The sequence below is a fragment of the Psychrobacter sp. CX90 genome, assembly GCF_057396305.2.
Genome location: NZ_CM182008.1, coordinates 93,681 through 116,959, shown reverse-complemented (window position 1 = coordinate 116,959; position 23,279 = coordinate 93,681). Strand labels below are relative to the sequence as shown.

Below are 23,279 nucleotides of genomic sequence, written 5' to 3'. Positions count from 1 at the left end.
TACTTGGATGGGCTCTTTTTAGGTCTTTGTATTTTTATCTTTGTTACGGTTAGGGCTGATGAAGCTTAACGTTGGTACGATTTAATACGTTTTTACTGAATGTTTATAGCGTTACTGCGAATTAGTAATGCTCTCACCGCAAACCCGCTCTTCTGGAAAAAAGGCATGGAAAGTTGAGCCTTTATTTAATGTCGATTCAATAGTCAACTTTGCACCATGTTGATACAGCACATGTTTAACAATGGCTAAACCTAAGCCTGTGCCCCCTGTCGCTCGGCTACGACCACTATCTACTCGGTAAAAACGCTCTGTTAAGCGTTCAATGTGCTCTTCGGCAATACCAATACCATTATCACTCACTGAAAACAGACATCCCCCTTTAACCTCTTGCCACGAAATGCTAATCTCGCCGCCTTTAAGGGTATATTTAATGGCATTGGTCACTAAATTTAATAATGCACTATTCAGATAAGTCTCTGAACCATATAGGTTTTTTTGAGAATCGATATGTAAGTCAATTAAATGACCATACTCTCTATTGTATACTTGGGCATCATCAAAAATATGAGTTAATAGACGGGGAATATCTACACAGGCTTCACTAGATATCTCCTCATTCTCTAAGCGTGAAAGCAGCAGTAAATCATTAATAATACTATTCATGCGCCGAGTTTGCTGAGTCATTAATTTAAATCCACGGCGCCACTTTGGATCTAAGTCTGGCTGATCTGAGAAAGTTTCAATGTAACCCATAAGTACTGTAAGCGGTGTACGTAGCTCATGCGATACATTACCCACAAAGTCTTTACGCATTTGCTCCAGATGCTGCAAACGGGTTACGTCATATATAATTAGCAGCTTCTCACTACCAAAGTGAGTAACCTCACACTGTAAGAACCGAGTGGAATCTCGCCACGAGGTTAATCTAATCCCCTCATTTGGCGAGGTAACGGTAGTATAGTAATCATGGAACTCGGGAATTTCGATGAGTTCAAGAATATTACGCCCCTGATCCTCAGAACGTAATTCAAGCAAGTTTTCAGCAGCTTGATTCCACCACTCAAGCCTGTCATTGCTATCTAGTAATATCACTGTATCTTGCAGAGCTAATAGCGAACTGCGTATTTTTTTGACCAACCCCATCATTTTTTGATGGGTAATCTGCTCCTGCTTTTTACTTTCGTACAATTGACTGGCAGCAAAAGAGAGACTACCTGAAAAATCAGGTGGTGGGAGCGTCAACGAGCCACTAAGCCATTTATAAAATTGCTCCATAGCATAGGCACGCCAAATATAAAAGCAGAGCATACCAGCAACGATGCCCCAAGCAAGAGAGTTTAGATACCATCCAGATATACCGCCAATGATTACCCAAGTCAGTAGCCACTTAAAATCCGCCCAAAACAATGTAGATGCATTAGGCGTTAAAGCAAAAGACGCCTTTCTACTCTCTCTTTTCGTTGTTTCGACCCGCTCAGGCTGTTGACTCATAACACTCTCAACTTCACATCTTTGGCTTTTAAAATACACTTTTGTTATTTTTAAACAAAAACCGCTAATAAACAAAAACCGCTAAATCAATACAGCCACTTCAGTCTCAAGCAACTTGGCTGTGCCTATCAAAAATACCGGTAGAAAGTCCATATTTAAAAGCCCTATTAATAGGCCACGTTGCTAAGCCATGCCCCAGCTACTAACACCGACTGACCAATCACGCTAACTGACTACTGACTAGCCATGAATTTTTGTTGAGAAGCGATAACCCGTGCCGCGTACCGTTTGAATAAACCCCGCATAGTCATGTGGCTGTAGCACCTTACGCAAACGTCTAATATGAACATCAATTGTGCGGTCTTCCACATACACATTACCACCCCATACTTGGTCTAAAAGTTGGGTTCGTGTATAGGCACGTTCAGGATGACTCATAAAAAAGGCGAGTAAACGATATTCAGTGGGTCCTATTTCTACTGGTGTGCCATCAGCCGTTACCCGCTGACTTACTGGATCAAGGCTCAATCCTTCAGCCTCAATGGGTTTATCACCCGATAAGGCATTGCTACGGCGCAGTACTGCCTTAATTCGAGATATCAGTTCACGCGTTGAAAAAGGTTTAGTAATATAATCATCTGCCCCAGCGTCAAGACCTTGGACTTTATTATCTTCTTCACCTTTTGCGGTTAACATAATGACGGGAATCTCTGATAGTAAGTCATCCTTTTTTAATCGACGACAAAAATCAATGCCAGATTGCCCCCCTGGTAACATCCAATCCAGTAATATGATAGCAGGGCGATGATCCACTACCTGATGGTGTGCTTCACTCACATCTTCTGCTTGCAGACATTCAAACCCCGCCATCTCAAGCGTGGTAACTATCATTTCACGAATGGCTGGTTCATCCTCAACCACTAATACGGTTTCATTATTCATTTAAAATACCCCTTAAAAGCATCTCAGATTGAGCAGTCTGTAAAATCGCTGGTTTAAACTAACTTGTTTAATAGCGAGTTTAAAACCGACGAGTTAAAGTGACCAAAGCCAATTTGATGACTGAAATATGACGGTTATATTACAACGTAGAAATATGACAGTGAGATGACAAAAGGTAAGTTTAGTTACTTTTAATGAATACTTTTAATGATTTTTGTCCTATTGAAGAGTCAAAGTCGCTTATTATTTAATGGCTAAAGTTACTTTAATTTACTTTAATTGCATTGTGCATAAGATGATCTATGCTGACACAGCAGCTACTTAACTTTTAAATCTCTAATATGAAATTTATCGGACCGTCATTGGTGGATTTTACCTGCATAAATGCACCAAATTGCCCAGTGGCGACGTTCTGATACTGGGCTTGAGCATATGCCACCAACTCATTAAATAAAGCCTCGGCATCAGCAGGTTTCATTGCACCGCCAAAATCGGGACGACGCCCTTTGTCTGTTTTTGCCATCAGAGTAAACTGCGACACCAATAGCAAGCCGCCGTCTACTTGTTGCACATTTTTGTCAAGTTTGCCCTCTTTATTCTCAAAAATGCGATAGTTCAATATTTTATCGATTAACTTTTTAGCAGTGTCGACGCTATCATTATGGCCAATACCAATATAAGCCAATATACCCTGCTCAATCTGCCCTATCATGTCGCCATTTACTTGCACACTCGCCTGAGTTACTCGCTGTATTAATGCTTTCATTCGCCCTACCTTACAATATACTTTAAAAAAACACTTAATTAATAGGCCTATAAAACCGTCATCTAAGTTTCATAGTCATCAAATCATGATAAACTTTATCTTATAAATCAAGCGAATTACCATCAAAGTTGTCTAGAGAAACAATTAAAGATAAAGACGGTAGAGGACAACCGAGAGTAGACATTAGCTTTTTGGTTAAAACTGCGAACTAAAAGCTGTAAATTACAAAAAGTATAACCAGTGAAAGTAACTTTTTATAACGTCCTCTAAAACTATTTAAGATTGCTTTGACTATGCTACTATTGCTCTGCCATCATTACTCTGACATTGTTACTCTAACACTATTGCCTTACACTCCCTTTCTCTATCTTATTAATTGAGTGTGACACTCATTAATACCTAAAAACTTACTTATGACTATGATAAAAATTGACATAAAAAACACCTTAAAAAAAGTTGCTACTAAAGACACTCTCTTTACCACGTTGCAACACATGGTGCCGCAGCAAAAGCTTAGTGAAGTTGCTGGCAAACTGGCTTCAAGCCAAAATCCGCTGGTTAAAAAGGCATTTGTAACGACTTTTGCTAAAGCCTACGGCATCACTTTAGATGACTATGGGCGTAAAAATTTAAGCGACTTTGACAGTTTTAACGATTTTTTTACCCGTGAATTAGATGACAACGCCCGCCCTATCGACACCAGTATGACAGGTATTGTCTCGCCAGCTGATGGTATGATTTCTCAAATCGGGCACATTGAATCCAATCAGTTGTTACAAGCGAAAGGGCGTCATTATGATGTGGGTCAATTAATAGCGGATACCAAACTTGAGTCTGGTAATTATTATGAGGGCGGTAGTTTTACAACAGTGTATCTGGCGCCGAGCAATTACCATCGTGTCCACATGCCATTTGATGGTAAGCTTATCGAAACCCGCTATGTGCCGGGCACACTTTTTTCTGTGAATAATGTGACTGCTGCAAACGTACCCGATTTATTTGCCCGTAATGAGCGCTTAGTGTGTATCTTTGACACTGAGTATGGTCGTGCCATTGTGGTATTGGTCGGCGCAATGATTGTTGCGGGTATTGAGACAGTGGCTACTGGTAAGATTAAGCGTAGTAAAGACATTCAAATGCAAACACACGATATGGACCTAAAAAAAGGTGAGGAACTGGGTCGTTTCTATTTAGGTTCTACGGCTATTTTAATTATGCCAAAGTCAACTGGTGTGACATGGCACCAAGATCTGGCACATGGATCAGTGGTTAAAATGGGTCAGCTATTGGGTACAGTACAGAGTCAATCAACACAATAAGCAAAACCATTTATCGAAGCATATTCATGGTTATTGACACTGTTTGAGCCTAATAGCGATAATGCCCCTTAATCGGGAAACGGAACAGTACATTGTCTTCTTGTGTGCCTCTTCCAATATTATGAATAATCAAAGGCGTGCCATCGCTTGCGCTTTTGTTTGAAACGATGCCGATATGAGGTAAGTTGTTATTTGGTAAACGCCAAGTGACGATATCGCCTGCCTTAAAGCTGGATTGGTCGGTGGTGCTTAAAGTCTGTCCATTTCGTTCAAAAAACACTTCAAGGTTGGGGACACGGCGATGGTCAATATTCTTATCAGTGCCATTTAATCCCCAAATATTGGGGTAATCTGCAAAGTTGTTTTTCATATCAAAATTGACCAATTGCTGCAGATCAATATTTTGCAAGCGATACGCTCGTATGACCACATCTGTGCAAACACCCGTTGATTGTGGCACATCCCCTCGAGGAAATTCTAAACGACGATACGCAGGGTCGTAACTGACGGTTACGCCAATTTGTTTTTTGGCATCTTCTGCCAATTTATTACCATTACTCAAAAAACCGCTTGCCTGGACTATCTGAGACACGACAAATAGACTGATAAAAGCGACCATCTTAAATATGGTCTTGTTGATTAATAAGCGCATCATTTGTCTTTCCTTATGTACCCTATTTTTTAACTACGCCTCAACCAACCTTGGCTAGTCGCATAATCAATTTGTGTCGATATCCAGCTATGAATATAGTCAGCGAATCGAAAAAGGGTTACACTAAAGTCTATGGCATACTCCAAAGATTACAGACAAATGATACTAGACAACCTAGAAGCAGGCTACAGCTACCGAGAGCTTGTTGAAGAATATCAGATCAGTGCCACTACTATTCAACGCTGGAGGAAAAACCCTGAACCAAAGAAATACCAACGAGCACCAGCGAAAATAGACAACGAGGCACTTATCGCTGACGTTAAAGCACATCCTGATGACTACCATTATGAGCGAGCAAGACGCTTTAATTGTAGCGACAGAGGTATAGCAACTGCCTTAAAGCGTTTAGGTATCACTCAAAAAAAAGACACTACACCATCCGAAGGCTGACGAGGCAAGAAGACAGATATTTCTTGAACAATTGTGGCAATTTGAAAGTGACGGTAGACCTATTATCTATTTAGACGAAAGTGGGTTTAAGGCTCATGACAACAGACCTCATGGCTACTCGTACAAAGGTCAACCATGCTTAGGTGAGTACAATTGGCAACTAAAGAATCAGACGAATGCTATTGGAGCTATCTACAACAACGTACTGTTCAGTGTCGGACTTTACGACAGTAGTATTAATAGTGATGTGTTTCATAGTTGGGTAATGCAGTTATTACTGCCTCAATTGCCTAATGAAAGTGTTATTGTAATGGACAATGCAACCTTTCATAAAAGACAAGATATACAAGAGCTAATCGAAAATGCAGGACATACCATTTTATGGTTACCACCATATAGTCCAGACCTAAACCCTATTGAACAGGTCTGGGCTTGGGTCAAACGTAAACGCAAAGATTGGAGGATAGACTGCATCGATACTTTATTCTTTTATTTCCTTTGGCTCTGTGACTATTTTTAACTTCGCTGACTATAGCAGGAAAGCTATCGGCTATAAACGCATGTGCTTTTTCCACTTGGCTACGTTTTATATCTAAGTCCACCCATGTTTTACCCTGAGTATTTAGATTTAGTAAAAAGGGCAACAGACGATCAACGACTTTTAATAGCTGGGTTTCTCTGCTTACTCCAGTCTCTTGCTCCTCCCATATATCGAGCAAATTGTAAATACCATTGCCACGCTCAGCTTGCAACCGTTCAATGCCTTTTCGCTCCTCTACATGAGCTTCACTTCGAGTATTAGCATATAAGAACGTATCCCCTGCATCTATCTCGCCTAGGTCATGCACTAATGCCATTTTAAGTAGTTTTTCATGATTCACATCCAGTTTAAATAGCTCAGCAATAGACCAACACGCCATGGCTAAATGCCATGAATGTTCTGCTGAGTTCTCTAATCGAGTAGTCTGTGTCACATAACTACGACGATCGACCCTTTTAAGGGCATCTAGCTGCAATAGAAAATGAGTAACATTGTTGATATTAATGTTATTGGTTTGAGTAAGTGGCATAGTCGGCTCGCTAATCAGACAGTTTTAGACATTCATCATTCAAACTCAATTTTATTTATCATGATAAAAGGTAAATCAAAAAGCCCATTATACATAATGGGCTTTGTTAACTGATACTAATAGTAAAATAGATTACTTAACCAAGTTACTGATGGTCTTAAACGCTGGGTCTTTGCTTGAACGGCATAGCTCAAACAAGATAGCCTCTGTGGTAGTAATAACCGCACCAGCTCGGCGCATGCGGCGGATGGCTTGTTTACGGTCATACGCACTTCGTGAACCCGTGGCATCAGCAATAACGACAGGCTGCATGCCATTATCAAGCAAGTCAAGCACCGTTTGCATCACACAAACATGTGTTTCTACACCAAACACCAATACGGACGTTCTGTTTTGCTGTGCTAAATAATTCCATGCTTGAGCATTATCACACGCACTAAAAGTGACCTTTTCTACCGCTTGGGATTTATCGGTGTCTAACACGTCCATAATTTCGGGCACGGTATTGCCTAACCCCTTTTTATACTGCTCATTAAGCAAAATTGGAATCTCTAATGCCTGCAAGCCTTGAATCAAGGTAACCGTTTTATTAAGGATGTCTTCATGGCGATAAATGTGTGGCGTTAGTTTTTCTTGCACATCAATAATGATAGCTTGGCAATTATCACGCTTGATGCGATAGGTTTTGTCTGTGGTATAGGTATGTTCCATAATACACTCCTTGTATCTGCGAAAAAATTGGAATATTTAATTTAGCTTATTAAGTAACATTTAACGGAAGTGGTCAAGCCCTTTACTTATACACGTTATTTAGGCAAATATTTATTATCGGTAATAAGCCCGATGCATCGTAAATTATTTATCCGCTAACTGTAAGGATAGTAATCTGACGCTTATAAAATCCCATATGGCCGTATTTGCCAACGCCACTGATCATTGCTTTAATTTTTACCCCGTCCATCTCATACAAGCTATTCTGTATATTTTTTTTCTTAGCAAGCTTATCGAGGACATGATTAGGATCATAAACGTGATACTGAAGACCATCATCAGTCGTGAGACTAAACTGCTCTAGTGTTTTTGTAATATGACCGGTTAAAGTATGCGGTTTTAAGTCACTAGCACCCTTTATCTGAGTAGTATCTTTGAGGTTAGCGGTACTGTTTTTGACCTTAATAGTGCTCTCTACAATAGTATTATCTGCGATGGCTAGTTGACCGACAAACATCGCAGTAACACCAGAAAATAGTGATGCTAACAGTACGATGGGAAATACTTTTTTGGGCTTCAAATTTGACCTCTTGGTTTTATTACTTTTAATCACATACACTCTCCCACTGTTAGGTTGTTTAGAATAATTAGAGGAGAAAAGCACCTCTAACATTACGCTAGAGGTGCTTTTTATGCAAGAAAATATGATTTCTCAATCGCTATAGTATATTTGTCATCACTTTAAACAAATACGACAGTTACACACGCTCGATAATGGTTGAGATACCTTGACCGAGGCCAATACACATGGTAGACAGACCAATTTCAGTATCCATCTGCTCCATAGCGTTTAGAAGCGTTACCGTAATACGGGCACCAGAACAGCCCAGTGGATGACCTAAGGCAATTGCACCACCATTGATATTAATGATATCTTGCTTATCTGTTAAGTTAAGCGCTTTCAATACCGACAAGCTTTGAGCAGCGAAGGCTTCATTCAGCTCAATGGTTTGCATATCATCAAGACTCATGCCAGCACGTTTCAGTGCTTTTTGCGTCGCTGGTACAGGGCCATAACCCATAATAGCGGCATCACAGCCAGCAATTGCCATACTGCGGATACGGGCACGTGGCTTCAAGCCTAAGTCTTTTGCTTTTTGTGCACTCATAACCAGCATAGCAGAGGCACCATCTGATAACGCAGAAGAGGTGGCAGCAGTCACTGTACCATGGGCAGGATCAAACACAGGACGCAACTTCGCTAGTGACTCCATCGTAGTATCAGGACGGATGACTTCGTCAACGGTGCACAGCTGCAAACGACCTTTCTCATCATGCCCTTCAATACCCACGATTTCATTGTCAAAACGACCCTCAGTTGTCGCTTCCCAAGCACGGCGATGGGACTCAAACGCAAAAGCATCTTGCTCTTCACGTGAGACATTATTCATACGACCTAGCATTTCTGCCGTTAGGCCCATCATAAATGACGCTTTGGCGAAGTGCTTAGACGCAGCGGGGTTAATATCCACCCCGTGCATCATGCCAACGTGACCCATATGCTCGACACCACCAACGATGAAGATATCACCTTGGTTGGTCATGATTTGAGCAGCAGCAGTATGAAGTGCTTGCATAGAAGACCCACAAAGACGGTTGACCGTTTGACCACCCGTTGTTTTTGGGATATCTGCCATTAAAGCGCTGTTACGTCCAATGTTGTAAGCTTGTTCTAGTGTTTGCTGCACACAACCCCAGATGACATCTTCAATATCATTGGGATCAAAATCATTACGCTTTATTAAAGCACGCATCAGCTCAGCTGATAGGTCATCCGCACGTACATTGCGGAACATACCATTCTTCGATTTACCCATTGCAGAACGTACACCATCTACGATGACCACGTCTTTTGGACTTAAAGTTGTCATTTAATACTCCTTAAATTTTTGTGTATCTGCCTAAGCCAGATGAACAGACTCATAAGTTTTTATGTCATGTCTTTGTGCGTCATATGTTTTAAAAGTTATTATGAATACTGGTTAAGCAGATAGCTCATTAATTGTTTATTAATTGGTCATATCAAGCTTGTAAACGTTATGCTTTTGGGTAAAAAGTCTCGCCAGCTGCTGCCATATCACGAATCTTCTGCGGTGCATCATAAGCTTTGCCAAGGGATGCATATTTCTCACATAATGCTAAGTAGTTATCAAGTCCGACTTGATCGATATAGCGACATGGGCCACCGCGGAATGGTGGGAAACCAACACCCATAATCATCGCCATATCAGCCTCAGCAGGGGTTGCGACGATATTGTCTTCTAAGCAGCGAACGGTCTCGTTACAGAAAGCCAGCATCATGCGATCAATAATGGTTTGATCTTCAAACTCTTGAGTTTGGCTATCTGTGGTCTCTTTTAACAGCTCATAAGTAGCGTCATCTGCTGTTTTCTTAGGCTTACCCCGTTTGTCTTTTTCGTATTTGTAGAAGCCAACACCGTTTTTCTGACCAAGGCGTTGATTTTCAAATAAGTGTTTAATTGCGCCTTTATAGTCAGGCTTCATGCGATCTGGGAAACCTTCCGCCATCACTTCCGCACCATGTACACCGGTATCTAAACCAACCACGTCAATTAAGTAGGCAGGACCCATTGGCCAGCCAAATTTCTCCATAACTTTATCCACATGGACGAAGTCTGCACCTTGCTTCAATAGCAAGTCAAAGGCACCAAAGTATGGGAACAACACACGGTTCACTAAGAAGCCAGGGCAATCATTAACCACAACGGGCACTTTACCCATACGCTGCGCTAGTGCAACAGTCGTGGCAATCGCTTCTTCAGATGACTTCTCACCGCGAATGACTTCGACTAATGGCATACGGTGTACGGGGTTAAAGAAATGCATACCGACAAAGTTTTCAGGACGCTCAAGCACAGTTGCCAGATAAGTAATAGAAATCGTCGACGTATTTGAGGCTAAAATAGCGTTTTCTTTAACCAAGCCTTCGACTTCTTTTAATACCGCATGTTTTACTTTTGGATTTTCAACAACCGCTTCAATAACGATATCTGTTTCACCAAAGTCGCCGTAGTTTAGCGTTGGACGGATACGGCTTAGCGTTTCACCCATTTGCGCTGGGGTCATCTTCTGACGCTCAACCATTTTGCCCAATAGCTTGCTCGCCTCACCCATACCTAAGTCTAATTGCTCAGACTTAATGTCTTTCATGATAATAGGCAGACCTTTTGACGCCGCTTGATAGGCAATACCGCCGCCCATGATGCCAGCACCCAGTACAGCCGCTTCATTAATATCATGTGCTTGTTTGCTGTGCTTTTTGGCTAATTTCTTAACGGCTTGATCGTTTAAAAATAGACCAACTAAGCTTTCAGCTTGTGGTGTTTTAGCGGCTTTTACAAAACCAGCTGCTTCAACCAAAATTGCTTTATCACGTGGTAAATTAACGTGTTTTTCGATGGTTTCAACCGCAATAGCAACGGCTGGATACTGTTTTGGATTGGCTTTAGCAAAAATTGCACCTTTGGCACTATTAAATGCCATGGCTTGCTCAAGCTGGTTTAGCTTAACTGGGTTTAACTTCTCATCACGTTTGGCTTGCCAATCAAGCTCTCCTGCGATACATTTTTTGACTAAATCCACAGCAGCGGCTTCTAAATCATCTTGTGCCACAACCGCATCAACCAAGCCCAGTTTTAAGGCTTCTTCTGGCTTTTTAGCTTTACCCGTAGCGATCATCTCTAACGCATTATCAATACCGATAATACGTGGGGTACGCACACTACCGCCAAAGCCTGGGAAAATACCTAATTGAGTTTCTGGAAGACCGATCTGAGCTTTTTGGCCCATCACACGGTATTCACAGACTAGCGTCATTTCACAGCCGCCACCCAATGCTGCACCGTTAATTGCCGCAACTTTTGGGAAAGGAAGGTCTTCAAAGCGGTTGAATACATCATTAATCTCAACAATCCACTTCTCAATTTCAGCCGCTTCTTTGTTAAAATGCCCCACAAATTCTGTGATATCAGCACCCGCAATAAACACGCCTTTGCTTGAGGTCACAATTAAACCTTTAACGTCACTTGACTGCTCTAAAGCAGTTACCGCTTCATCAAACTGTTTATTCGTATCAGCGTCAAATTTATTAACGCTTTCGTTTTCTGCATTAAATTGCATGTTAGCGATACCATCGTCTAACATCGATACGATAATACGGTTACCTTGATATATCATGTAAATCCCCTTATTTCTTATAGATAGAAGTTTTATCAAACTTTTGATTGTATTCTAGGCCGTGTCCTCATTTAGATTATTAACGCATAACTGACTATAAATGAAGAGACGCTCTAATACATACAGTCGACATACATTAGATTCTAAACAATATTTATGAAGGTTTAGTTAGATTTTATAAATTTTGGTTAGAGGTTTTAAACGAAATTACTTAACCACGGATACTGGTGCAATATGATACTCATGTCAAAGCGCAATGCTTGACTCATAGGTCATACTTAATCTATTTTGTATGCGCAAATATCCAATATCAAAGCATGAAACGTATCTAATTAACTAACCCTATTCATTAGGGCGTGTCCTCATTTTGAAGATGGAGATAAAAATAAGATAAATCGCAGTCAGACAAGGAAAATAATAGGTAAATATCGAGATATTTCCCCGTTATTTGACGTGGTATGACAAGATTTAGCTATTTTTAGCCCATTTAAATGCAATTGTACGAATTGAGGACACGCCCTACGTATAATTTATACTCTTTGCTTTTCTAGTACTTAATTACCTGAAAGCTGTTTAAGTACGATTTAACGAATGTTATCAAAGTACTTACCGTCAATGAATATAACCTTTTTTTAATAAAAAGAGCCCAAGTTCATGGTTATAATCTCTACTATAATTTTTTATGCTTCATGCTAAACTAGCCCATTACCCAGATACCCCTATATATCATATATCTTTATATAACTTAAGAAATATAATTTAAAAATGCTTTATAAAACAATATGTTAAATAATAATTACTATTAAAACCCATTGTTGAGATGCTTACTAAATAAGTTGAACTCAAGACTTCTCTAGCTCATTGATCCTAGCTTATACTCAAAACTGGCTTATCCAAAAATCATTACATAAGACTCATTATAACCTCATGACAAAACCCAACACTCTACACCGCTTTCCTAATAAGACTCACAACCAGATTCAAGCTATAGCCCAATTCAAGGCCTTATCAGAGATAGTGTTAACGACTCTACAAAAGGACATCGAAACCGTCCTAAAACATGCCAATATTCCCAGTCCCTTAAGGGATGCTTGTGCTTATGCAATCCAAGGCAATGGCAAGCGGGTTCGGCCTTTACTGGTTGCCGCCAGCTACCAAACTGTGATGAAAACCACAACAAATGCTCAAGTTGATATCCTTTTTTTAAACGACGCTTGCCGCCGTGCTATGCTAGCTGTTGAACTACTACATACCTATTCACTCATTCATGACGATCTGCCTTGTATGGATGATGATGACTTACGTCGTGGGCGAGCCACATGCCATATTAAGTTTAATGAGGCGACAGCCCTATTAGCAGGTGATGTACTGCAAACCTTAGCGTTTGAAGTATTGACAGCGGACATTGCTGATTTTGAACCCGTATCAGTTACACAGTCTATTGATACCCTGAAAGTCTTTACCCCCCGTGCCCGTCGCATGGTAATGGGTCAAATGCTAGATATAAACGCAGAGAACAAAACAGTACAGCAGGATGCACTAGAGGCCATACACCGTGACAAAACAGGCGCGCTGATTGAAGCGGCTACATTGATGGGTGGGTTATGTGCCTTAACTGAAGCTGATGAAAACAGTGATAAACACAGTCAATTGCTGGCTTTACAAGAGTTTGCTACTAACATTGGCTTAGCGTTTCAAGTACAGGATGATATCTTAGATGTGATTAGCAATACCCAAGATTTAGGCAAACCTGCTGGTAGCGATGAAGCGTTAAATAAATCTACCTATGTTAAGCTAATGGGTGTTGACGACGCTCAAAACTATGCCCAAACACTATTTAGTTCAGCAAACAATGCAATTACCCAAACCTTTGGCAACTATACTTACTTGCACGGATTGGCCGATTGGTTATGGACACGTCAAAAGTAATTACCCGATGAAATAACTATCTAAAATGATAATATACCAATATTAATAGTTAACAATCGATAGTTAAGATAGAGTTAAGGCATAAAGTCATAATAGGTTTTATCATATGTAGTCAAACCACTCTTACTAGTAACGCCGTCTCGGTTGGTCTGGCTGTGAACACCGTACTTATTATTACTCACTTAATTTTTAGTCTAAGTATTTTTTTAGTAATTGTATAATGTCTTTAGTCCATTACAGTTGCACAGTATACGAACTTTACTTGGTAAACTGATTATACTACTCAGCTATATTCTCTTAGTTGTGCTCTAGTTAAATCAAGTTCAACATTGAATGTTTTATTTTTGCTACTCACTATCCGCTTTAGGGAATAGTCTATAGTCGAAGTTACCTTGATAAGAAGTTGCCTTAATAAATGGTTATAAAACAACCGAGCTTAGATAGTCGCTGATTGATTAAATTGGGTACAGCAAGCGACGTTACTAGGGTAAGCGTTTAAAATGACTTTGGTTATACTTAATTATTATCGGCTCACTATGATATTCCTACGCCATTTAAATCCGTCTAAAACCTTCATTGAAGGCGATAATATAGAATGCGAAAACTATTTTCGTTGTGCTAGCACACGTCTGTGGGCACCCCATTTCACTTATTCATCTAGCTCAAATAAGTCAAATAAAAAGAAAGCTGGGTCTAAATATAAATTACCTGATACTCTCAAAAGTAGATTAAAAAGTCGCCGTATGTTAAAGGTTTGCTTGGTCATTACAGTTGTTGGTATAACCACTTATTCACTACCAGCCAGTGCCGGTGTGTTTGATCCGATCATACGTGTTTTACTGCCCTCTAAAGAGCATAAAAAGGTAGACTATAGAGCAAATACAAACCAAAGTTCAGGTTCAGCAGCGGAAGAGCAGTCAAAAATTGACAATCGCACTGGATCTCAAGTCACACCTGACCAAACCATAGTGCGTAAAAGACCAAGTCTTATGAATGTGATGCACGCCGAATTCTTGGCTAATCGTGGTGACATAGACAAAGCGCTGTCTATTTATAAAGCAGAAGCATTCAAAAATGATGCCACTAGCGTTTTTGAACGCGCGCTCTCGTTATCACTGTTATATGAGCCCGTTGAAGATTCGCTAAGCTTTGCAAAATCTTGGCAGCAGCAGAATCCTGAGCATATCCCTGCTCAATTTTATGTCGCTCATTTAGCCCTCAAAGCTTATGATTATAGCTTAGCAGGTAATATACTAACTCAAATCTTAGAGTACGACCCTCAAGCAGATTTGAGCGAAATCCTCATTGGTATCTACCCAACCAACGCAGCAGATAAACGTAAGTTACTTGAAACATTGCAAGCCCTACCAGACCACGAAAACTCATCCATCCAAGTGATGGAGGCGGGTTTGATGTCACAGCTTGGGCAACCAGAAAAGGCCTACGTTAGCATTAGTAAAGCCTTAAAAGCTCAACCTAATAATGCCCCTTATATTACCCTTAAAGCAGATATCATAAAACAGCTACAACCCTATCCAGAAGTATTAAGCTATATTGAAAAGGAACGAAAAAGATTTGTTAATAACAAAACTTTGTATTTATATGAAATTCGCTATCGCTTATCGCTTGGTCAAAATAAAGAGGCTTGGGCACTTCTTCTAGAAGCACACGATTTATTCCAAGATGATGAAATAACCTTACTTGCAGCTTTGGTCAGTATCGATATCGAAGCCTATGAAAAAGCTGATGAGCTCCTCTCTGGCCTAGCCTCTTCGCCTTATTATCTTGATCGAGCTTATTATTATTTAGGTATCAGTGCTGAGCGCCAAGGTAACTATGACAAAGCTGAGCGCTTCTTATCCAAAGTGATGCAAGAAAATTTGGTGTTAGAAGCCCGTAAAAAGCTTGTGGCTATTCAACTACTACAAAACGAACCTGAACGTGCTTTAGATACTCTAAAGTTATTTAGCGAGCAGTTTGATGTCTATGCGCCTGATAGTGCCATTATGCAGGCAGATATTTTACGCCAACAAAACAAAATTGATGACGCACTGAGAATATTAGCCGACACAAATCTGCGCTTCCCTGACGATACTAAATTATTATTTGCCAGAGCACAATTACTCGATAATGATAAGGATGCGACGTTAAAACGCAGCCTTTTAAATCGGTTAATTCTTCTAAACCCTGAGAATCCCGATTACAAAATTACTTTAGCTGTACTTTTATTTGAAAGCGATAACCAGCAAGATATTGATAAATCACTTGAGATTGCGCAATCTATATTAGATTTACCTTTTGAATCAGCATTTTATAGTCAAGACAATTACTTAATGGCGCTAAATTTAATAGCAGCAGACGCCTTATCTAAGCAGCGTTACCAAGCCGTGGTCAATTATTTAGAAGTGCCTTATCAAGTATCCCCAACCCTTGATACGGGTATAATTTTATTACGTGCTTATCAAGGGTTAGAGCGTGATAATGAGGTATCAAAATTATTAACCGACTTACAAAATCGTTTTGGATTGGGTCAAAAAGATATCAGTGATCGCTTACAGGCTTACTAGAGGCTAGTATACCATTCGACTATATATCATTCCATTATGCCCTGCCCCTACCCGGGGCTGATAAAATCTAGCAAAATAGCCCGTCACTATTGTGATTAAGACTTAGGAATTATCATGTCAATATTTTCAAAAAAATACTTATCTAAATATTCAACCACACACTCAACCAAGAGTGTATCCAAAAGCAGACTGAAAAAAGTTACCGACAGCCATTATTTACTGGCAGTCAGCTTGATCGCTTGTGCGCTTGTAACCTCAGGTTGCCAAACTATCAAACCGGTTGCACCCCATGATTCAAGTAGCCAGATAATGACGCCTACAGTGCTCCCTAAGTTTAATATACGGGGAAAAATTGGTGTAACCACACCACAAAATAACAGCAAAGCAGCGCAGTCTGGTAGTGCTTTCTACGTCTGGGCTCAAGATAATAATCGATTTGCAATCGATCTTACCGGCGCTTTAGGCATAGGTCATACCACTATCGAGTATAACGGCAACACGGCAAAGCTGGTTAGTGAACAGACAGGAGAAATGAGTGCTGCGAGTCCTGAAGAATTATTATACAAAGCCACTGGCTGGTCTGCGCCCATATCCCAGATGCCTTACTGGATATCTGGACATCCTGCCCCTTCTGATAGTAAGAGTACGCAAGACAGTATGGGTCGTTTAAAAACTGCAACTAATACCAATTGGTTAGCAACGTTTAGTTATAATGCTCAAGATACCTTACCCAACAAGATTAAAGTACAGCGTGACGATGGACATAGAGTTATTATGACGATTATCCACACACAGCCTTAAACTTAAGAACGCTAAGTTAAGCTACTTTGAATCAATAGGGATAAACCTTCATTTTTAGCCCTCTCCATAAAGGCAAGCCATTAGGGCAAGCTTTGTCACTTGGTCTATTTTACTAAGCTCATGTTATTAGACTCATGTTATTAGACTCATAATGCAGTCATGTGAAATTACCATAAATATAGGGTGTCGCTTATGACTTCAATACCTCAGCTCAGCCTGTTTTCCCCAGCTAAAATCAATCTTTTTTTACATATTATAGGCAAGCGAGAAGATGGCTATCATAATCTGCAAACTGTGTTTCGCTTGCTCGATTGGGGCGATACCCTTGATTTTTATGTCACAGAAAAGCCGTTTCAATTATCTGAGCCTATCAGCGAGACCTACCTGCCCATAACCCTGAGCTGCAATGTTCAACTGACAGATAAGCTACTCGATAACTTGATTGTTAAAGCCGCTAATGGTCTAATCAATTGGGTAAAAAATAATAATATACCACTACCTACCAGTTCGCTACTCTCTAGCGTTTTAGAAAGCTTACCGGTTATTCACATTCGATTAAATAAAAACTTGCCCACAGGCGCAGGGTTGGGGGGCGGCTCCTCTAACGCCGCAACCACTCTATTGGCCTTAACTAAACTATGGAGACTGCCCATAGACCAAGCCGCACTCATGGAGATTGGTGCAAGTATTGGGGCAGATGTCCCTATATTTTTATTTGGTAAAGATGCCATTGCCGAAGGTATCGGTGAGGTGCTTACTCCGATTGCGCTACCAAAGCAAAATTATCTCATTTTAAATCCAAATGCACATGCTTCAACACAAGCTTTGTTTGCTCACCCTGAGCTTAAAAGAGACGTCATTAACCTCACTCATATAGAGATAATTGAGCAACAAAGCTGCTTTGTTAGCAAGCTCAAAACACCATTTGGTAATGTTTTTGAGCCCATCGTAATAAAGCTAGTTCCAGAGGTCAGATGCGCTTTAGAGTATTTAATAGGATTAGAGCGTATTACTCAAAGTAGCGCTCGAATGACCGGCACGGGTAGCAGCGTATATCTTCCTATTCCGAGTAGCAAGCTTAATGAGATAGAACATTATATTGAGCATGTCCATGTTCCACCATGCCACTGGGTAATTACTCACTCTATTGTGGCTTAGATCTTTTATTGGCTAGTACCGTTAGTAGATTGCATAATTTCTCTGTTGCAAAAAAACTTAAAAACAGTTGCAATCATCAATTTGTACTGTATAATAACTCGCCCATATAGGGGTATAGCCAAGTTGGTAAGGCATCAGGTTTTGATCCTGACATCCGTTGGTTCGAGTCCAGCTACCCCTACCATTTTCGTCATACTGTAAGTCGTTTTTAATAGTGGTTTTAAACGATTTAGTTTATTGACATGTCTAGTTAGTTTTCGGTATAGTTCGCCTCGAACGTTATCGAAAAGCAATATCAATATTAGAAGTTATTTTAAAAAATAAGAAACCTTCTAATAGCTAATTATCAAGAAGAATGTTAAATTTGTTCTTATAAGAGCATGAACAAGTATCTTGATGATTGTTATTTGTTATAGGGGTATAGCCAAGTTGGTAAGGCATCAGGTTTTGATCCTGACATCCGTTGGTTCGAGTCCAGCTACCCCTACCATTTTCTGAACGTTCAACTTCTCTTTTTTATTTGTGCAGTCTCTACTGCTCCTCTCTTAAGTCAAATAAATAGGACTTGAACCATGCCATATCTGGCGATTTTTACGGGTAATGCCCACCCTGAGCTGGCAAAAACGGTTGCTGACCATCTACATATTCCTCTTGGTAGAGCTGATGTTACCCGCTTTTCCGATGGCGAAATTGCAGTTGAGATAAAAGAGCATGTCCGTGGTAAAGATGTCTTCATTTTACAACCTACCTGTTCTCCAACTAACGATAACCTAATGGAAATCATGGTAATGGCCGATGCACTTCGTCGCTCAAGTGCTGGCCGAATTACTGCCGTTATGCCCTACTTTGGCTATGCTCGTCAAGACCGTCGTCCGCGTTCGGCACGTGTCCCTATCTCCGCCAAAGTAGTCGCTGACATGCTAAACATCGTTAGTATTGACCGAGTTATGACCGTTGACCTGCATTCAGACCAAATTCAGGGGTTCTTTGATATCCCAGTAGATAATATTTACGCTACCCCTGTGTTATTAAAAGACCTACAAAAACAAGGCTATGACAATCTAATGGTTGTGTCGCCCGATGTTGGTGGTGTTGTGCGTGCTCGAGCCATGGCAAAAGAGCTTGGCGATACTGATTTAGCGATTATTGATAAACGTCGTGCCCGTGCAAACGAATCGCAAGTCATGCATATCATTGGCGATGTAAAAGATCGTGATTGTGTTATTGTTGATGATATGGTGGACACTGCTGGTACGCTTTGTAAAGCAGCACAAGCATTGAAAGACAATGGGGCGCGCCGTGTACTGGGTTATATTACTCACCCTGTCCTATCGGGTAAAGCTATTGAAACAATCAGTAACTCAGTACTGGATGAGCTTGTGGTAACTGATACCATTCCGTTAACGGCTGAAGCTGAAGCCTGTGATAAGATTCGCCAAGTTACTATAGCCTCTTTATTAGCTGAAAGCTTACGCCGTATTAATAATGAAGAGTCTATTAGCGCAATGTTTGAATACATTGATATTTAAATTCTAAAGCCGCTAATTTGCTTCTCGTTATTACTGGCGGTTATTATTTTCCGCTATTATTCGATTGAAACCGCTATCTTATTGATGGCGGTTTTTTGTACTGGATTTTAACCAGACAAATGCGTATAATACGGCCTCTGTATCTGTGTGAAATGCATTTATTGCCTTTCTACGCAAATTCAGATTACCTGATTCTTGTACTGTCTCGTTGGTCGCAAACGTGCTGTACAACATCAACAACCTAATTTTTTCAAGGATACTCCTATGAGTAACGTATTATACACAGTTCAGGGCATTGCCCGTACTGAAGACCAGCAGGGCAAAGGTGCGAGCCGCCGCCTGCGTAAGCAAAACTTAGTTCCAGCCATTATTTATGGCGGTAACGATGAGCCCACTGCTATCTCTATTAAAAATAATGAGTTGTGGAAGCTGTTAGAGAACGAAGCCTTCTTCTCAAATATCTTAACTATTAAGATAGGCGATGACGAGCAATTAGCCGTTATTAAAGACCTACAGCGCCATCCTTCAAAGGGTTACCCAATGCACGCAGATTTCCAACGCATTGTTAAAGGCGAGAAGATCCACATGAATATTCCTGTTCATTTTGTTGGTCGTGAAGATGCCCCAGGTACTAAAGCTGGTGGTGTATTATCTACTCTAGTGTCAGATTTGGAAACTATCTGCCTACCGTCACAACTTCCAGAATATCTTGAAGTTAATGTGTCAGAAATGGAGATTGGTGATTCCCTCCACCTATCAGACATCAAGCTTCCAGAAGGTGTTGTTTTAGTAGAGCTTGAAAACGAGGAAGGTACAGACCGTACTGTCGCTAACATGCAGCCACCAACTGTTGAAGAAGTTGATGAAGATGCCGAAGCAGTTGATGCCGCTGATGTACCAGCTACTGAACAAGGTTCTGAAGAAGCAGGTACAGACGACGAGTAATTGTCCTCTATGACCTACTTTATAGTTATGACAAGTTTGAACCTAAACCTTTCAAGACATAATAAAGTGAGAAAGCCATGTCCCAACTTAAACTAATCGTTGGGCTTGGTAACCCAGGCCAGCAATATGCCCAAACACGGCATAATGCTGGTTTTTGGTTTGTGTGCCAAGTTGCTGACCAGTTTAATATTGAGCTGACCAGTGATAAAAAGTTTCATGGCTTAACCGGTCGCGGACTCATATATAATACAGATGTGCGTTTACTTCTACCCACGACGTTTATGAATAAATCCGGTCAGTCCGTTGTGCCTATGGTTAATTATTATGGTATTAAGCCTCAAGAGCTGTTAATAGCTCATGATGAGCTTGACATTCCCGCTGGAAGTATCAAGCTTAAAACGGGAGGTGGGCATGGTGGTCACAATGGCCTCAAAGATATCACACCGCATTTAGGCAACGACTTTCATCGTTTGCGTATTGGTATTAGTCATCCAGGTCATAAATCTAAAGTAAGTGGGCATGTGTTATCCAAGCCCTCAACTGATGAGCAAACTGCAATTAATGCCTCATTAGATGCAGCAATGCACTCGCTTGAACTTATGGTTACTGGTAATATCGAAAAGGCGCGCACTCAAATTAATGGCTTTAGATTACCTTCGATATAAATTCAATGACTTAAACCGTATTAATTTTAATGTTAGGTTTTTGTTGATATTGATTAACCCGCTATTTAAAACTTTTATTTTTGCCCAATTTATATAAATATAGCCGTTTGCAAAACGCTCAAATGGCTAATTTAGCATGCACACCATTTAGACTATTTAATTGATTCCAAGGAACTGCTTATGTTGTTGACCCTACTTAAAGGCAAATTACACCGAGCGCGCGTTACTCATGCAGATTTACATTATGAAGGATCTTGCGGTATTGATGGCGACCTTCTTGATTTAGCAGGTATCCGTGAGAATGAATCGATTGATATTTATAATGTTAGTAATGGTAAACGTTTTCGTACTTATGCGATAAGAGCTGAAGCTGGCTCTGGCATTATTTCACTAAATGGTGCCGCAGCCTATCAAGCGGACTTAGGCGATATTGTCATTATTTGTGCCTATGCCCAAATGGACGAACAAGAAGCTGATTTACACAAGCCTAAATTGGTTTATTGTAATGAAGATAATACCGTTAAAGACACCGCTAACATTATTCCTGTGCAAGTATCTTAAAGCATAACGTTAGTCAGGCTTTATAAACGCCAAACAATACAATTGTATGGCGTTTTTTATTGAAATAAACAAAAGGGGAAGCCTTATGGGGCTAGCTGTAATCGCTATTGTTATCGGTCTTGTGATTTTGATATGGAGTGCTGATACGTTTATCGATGGGGCCACTGATTTAGCGTTACGCTTTAATATGCCTAGCTTCTTGGTGGGTGTTTTGATACTTGGTGTTGGCACTTCAGCACCTGAAATGGTGGTCTCCGCTCTTTCTGCCTATGCAGGTAGTCCGGGGTTGGCGTTAGGTAATGCTTATGGGTCTAATATTATTAACATTACCTTAGTACTCGGTGCCACTGCCCTGATTAGTCCTATCGTAGTCTCCAGCTCGGTTGTAAAACACGATATGGTTTTGCTATTGATAATAACCCTATTAGCGGCTTGGCAACTAACCGATGGAAACCTATCATTGATTGATGGTGTGGTTCTTATTGCAGCCCTGATTATTGTGTTATTAACTCAAATTTTTTTGAGTATTCGTAGTAATTATGATAGCAAAATTGAGCGTAGTCATAATATTAACACCACTAAAGCATTCTTTACTGTGCTTGTTGGTTTAGGGTTATTAATTGCTAGCTCGCGCGCTATTGTATGGGGCGCTGTTGAACTGGCCAGATTCTGGGGCATTAGTGAGCTTATTATAGGTTTGACAATTATAGCCATTGGCACCTCATTACCTGAACTAGTCGCTAGTATAACGGCGGCAAGGCGAGGTAAACATGAGATGGCACTGGGTAATATTATTGGATCCAACCTATTTAATACATTGGCCGTGGTTGGGCTCGCCGCTATTATTAGCCCCATGAGTGTTGAACCTGAAATTCTAACCCGAGATATGCTAATGGTGAGTATTTCTACTCTATTATTATTTGTTCTATCCATTTTTGCCTTTAAACATCAAAATCAACTTAAGCTAAAAAGTGGCGTTATTTTAATAGCAGCCTTTATAGGATATTCTATTTGGTTAGGGTTAACTTCGCTTACTTAATTGACCAATTGCATACTATAGTCAGCGAACTACTAAACGGTTACGGCGTTAACCTCGTTAAGCCTACTCCAGTAGTACTTGCACTCGGTTGCCTTGTAACCATTTTAGACTTCTTTGACTATAATAATCACTCAGCAAAAAAGCGCTTAATTAGAACCTCTTGATTAAAAGGCGCTTACTTAACCGTCTTTACTGCGGAATAAATTCTTCAAGCTTGCTGAATTTGAAGATCATAGACTAACGGTTATTAATAAAGTAAGTTTTGGCATAGCTAACCCCAAAATTAAAGTAAGATATAAAATGGATACAAGTGAGTAAAATAGTAGGCTTAGTCAGTTTGACACAGAAATACTTCAAGAAACATATTAAATACCCATTACTGACTGAATTGGCCGTTTGGCAAATGAACGAACGAACAATACACATA

The 23,279-nt window shown here is 40.3% G+C and carries 21 protein-coding genes and 2 tRNA genes; 14 read left to right on the top strand and 9 right to left on the bottom strand.

The features are described from left to right. Positions 1-111 precede the first annotated feature (111 nt). From phoR to dtd, 3 genes are all read right to left on the bottom strand, one after another. On the bottom strand, positions 112-1,491 hold the full coding sequence (gene phoR, locus AC2SLN_RS00495) for a phosphate regulon sensor histidine kinase PhoR (protein ID WP_486550308.1): 1,380 nt from the start codon (positions 1,489-1,491) through the stop codon (positions 112-114). 240 nt (positions 1,492-1,731) lie between these two features. Then, positions 1,732-2,433 carry a phosphate regulon transcriptional regulator PhoB gene (phoB, locus tag AC2SLN_RS00490; RefSeq protein WP_486550310.1) on the bottom strand — a complete coding sequence of 234 codons (702 nt, stop codon included), beginning with the start codon at positions 2,431-2,433 and terminating at the stop codon, positions 1,732-1,734. Between the two features lie 328 nt (positions 2,434-2,761). After that, positions 2,762-3,199 (bottom strand): D-aminoacyl-tRNA deacylase, encoded by a 438-nt coding sequence (dtd, locus tag AC2SLN_RS00485; protein ID WP_486550312.1) that lies wholly within the window; start codon positions 3,197-3,199, stop codon positions 2,762-2,764. Positions 3,200-3,618: 419 nt separating this feature from the next. Here dtd and asd point away from each other — a divergent pair, with 419 nt between their 5' ends. Then, positions 3,619-4,518 carry an archaetidylserine decarboxylase gene (gene asd / locus AC2SLN_RS00480; RefSeq protein ID WP_486550322.1) on the top strand — a complete coding sequence of 300 codons (900 nt, stop codon included), beginning with the start codon at positions 3,619-3,621 and terminating at the stop codon, positions 4,516-4,518. A 49-nt stretch (positions 4,519-4,567) separates the two neighbouring features. On the opposite strand, the gene AC2SLN_RS00475 is transcribed toward asd, so the two are convergent. Further along, entirely contained in the window at positions 4,568-5,170 is a 603-nt protein-coding gene (locus tag AC2SLN_RS00475; protein ID WP_486550324.1) for a DUF1287 domain-containing protein, read from the bottom strand. Between the two features lie 132 nt (positions 5,171-5,302). Here AC2SLN_RS00475 and AC2SLN_RS00470 point away from each other — a divergent pair, with 132 nt between their 5' ends. Next, positions 5,303-5,620 (top strand): IS630 transposase-related protein, encoded by a 318-nt coding sequence (locus tag AC2SLN_RS00470; protein ID WP_486548337.1) that lies wholly within the window; start codon positions 5,303-5,305, stop codon positions 5,618-5,620. A gap of 16 nt (positions 5,621-5,636) precedes the next feature. Continuing rightward, positions 5,637-6,140: an IS630 family transposase gene (locus AC2SLN_RS00465; protein WP_486548567.1), complete on the top strand. Its 504-nt coding sequence runs from the start codon at positions 5,637-5,639 to the stop codon at positions 6,138-6,140. Here the strand turns inward: AC2SLN_RS00465 and AC2SLN_RS00460 are convergent. From AC2SLN_RS00460 to fadB, 5 genes are all read right to left on the bottom strand, one after another. Continuing rightward, entirely contained in the window at positions 6,058-6,690 is a 633-nt protein-coding gene (locus AC2SLN_RS00460) for an HD domain-containing protein (RefSeq protein ID WP_486548949.1), read from the bottom strand. The two genes, AC2SLN_RS00465 and AC2SLN_RS00460, sit on opposite strands and share 83 nt — an antisense overlap. A 132-nt stretch (positions 6,691-6,822) precedes the next feature. After that, positions 6,823-7,401 (bottom strand): isochorismatase family protein, encoded by a 579-nt coding sequence (locus AC2SLN_RS00455; RefSeq protein ID WP_486548950.1) that lies wholly within the window; start codon positions 7,399-7,401, stop codon positions 6,823-6,825. Positions 7,402-7,549: 148 nt separating this feature from the next. Further along, positions 7,550-7,981, bottom strand: a complete 432-nt coding sequence (locus AC2SLN_RS00450; RefSeq protein WP_495057346.1) for a hypothetical protein — start codon at positions 7,979-7,981, stop codon at positions 7,550-7,552. A 178-nt stretch (positions 7,982-8,159) separates the two neighbouring features. After that, positions 8,160-9,332 carry an acetyl-CoA C-acyltransferase FadA gene (gene fadA / locus AC2SLN_RS00445; RefSeq protein WP_486548952.1) on the bottom strand — a complete coding sequence of 391 codons (1,173 nt, stop codon included), beginning with the start codon at positions 9,330-9,332 and terminating at the stop codon, positions 8,160-8,162. A 166-nt stretch (positions 9,333-9,498) separates the two neighbouring features. Next, complete coding sequence (gene fadB, locus AC2SLN_RS00440) at positions 9,499-11,658, bottom strand: fatty acid oxidation complex subunit alpha FadB (protein ID WP_486548953.1); 2,160 nt, start codon at positions 11,656-11,658, stop codon at positions 9,499-9,501. A gap of 927 nt (positions 11,659-12,585) precedes the next feature. Between fadB and AC2SLN_RS00435 the strand changes: the two genes are divergently transcribed. From AC2SLN_RS00435 to AC2SLN_RS00385, 11 genes are all read left to right on the top strand, one after another. Next, positions 12,586-13,587 (top strand): polyprenyl synthetase family protein, encoded by a 1,002-nt coding sequence (locus AC2SLN_RS00435; protein ID WP_486548954.1) that lies wholly within the window; start codon positions 12,586-12,588, stop codon positions 13,585-13,587. A gap of 743 nt (positions 13,588-14,330) precedes the next feature. Next, positions 14,331-16,154, top strand: a complete 1,824-nt coding sequence (locus AC2SLN_RS00430; RefSeq protein ID WP_486548955.1) for a tetratricopeptide repeat protein — start codon at positions 14,331-14,333, stop codon at positions 16,152-16,154. 114 nt (positions 16,155-16,268) lie between these two features. Continuing rightward, entirely contained in the window at positions 16,269-16,955 is a 687-nt protein-coding gene (lolB, locus tag AC2SLN_RS00425; protein WP_486548956.1) for a lipoprotein insertase outer membrane protein LolB, read from the top strand. A gap of 192 nt (positions 16,956-17,147) precedes the next feature. Then, complete coding sequence (ispE, locus tag AC2SLN_RS00420; RefSeq protein ID WP_486548957.1) at positions 17,148-18,113, top strand: 4-(cytidine 5'-diphospho)-2-C-methyl-D-erythritol kinase; 966 nt, start codon at positions 17,148-17,150, stop codon at positions 18,111-18,113. Positions 18,114-18,221: 108 nt separating this feature from the next. After that, positions 18,222-18,297: transfer RNA gene (locus AC2SLN_RS00415), tRNA-Gln, on the top strand. A gap of 230 nt (positions 18,298-18,527) precedes the next feature. Beyond that, a tRNA-Gln gene (locus AC2SLN_RS00410) sits at positions 18,528-18,603 on the top strand. An 82-nt stretch (positions 18,604-18,685) separates the two neighbouring features. Continuing rightward, positions 18,686-19,642 carry a ribose-phosphate pyrophosphokinase gene (locus AC2SLN_RS00405; protein ID WP_486531606.1) on the top strand — a complete coding sequence of 319 codons (957 nt, stop codon included), beginning with the start codon at positions 18,686-18,688 and terminating at the stop codon, positions 19,640-19,642. 264 nt (positions 19,643-19,906) lie between these two features. After that, positions 19,907-20,587 carry a 50S ribosomal protein L25/general stress protein Ctc gene (locus AC2SLN_RS00400; RefSeq protein ID WP_486548958.1) on the top strand — a complete coding sequence of 227 codons (681 nt, stop codon included), beginning with the start codon at positions 19,907-19,909 and terminating at the stop codon, positions 20,585-20,587. Positions 20,588-20,664: 77 nt separating this feature from the next. Next, positions 20,665-21,252 carry an aminoacyl-tRNA hydrolase gene (pth, locus tag AC2SLN_RS00395; protein ID WP_486548959.1) on the top strand — a complete coding sequence of 196 codons (588 nt, stop codon included), beginning with the start codon at positions 20,665-20,667 and terminating at the stop codon, positions 21,250-21,252. A gap of 180 nt (positions 21,253-21,432) precedes the next feature. Then, complete coding sequence (gene panD / locus AC2SLN_RS00390; protein WP_486531603.1) at positions 21,433-21,813, top strand: aspartate 1-decarboxylase; 381 nt, start codon at positions 21,433-21,435, stop codon at positions 21,811-21,813. Between the two features lie 85 nt (positions 21,814-21,898). Then, complete coding sequence (locus AC2SLN_RS00385; protein ID WP_486548960.1) at positions 21,899-22,852, top strand: calcium/sodium antiporter; 954 nt, start codon at positions 21,899-21,901, stop codon at positions 22,850-22,852. Positions 22,853-23,279 lie beyond the last annotated feature (427 nt).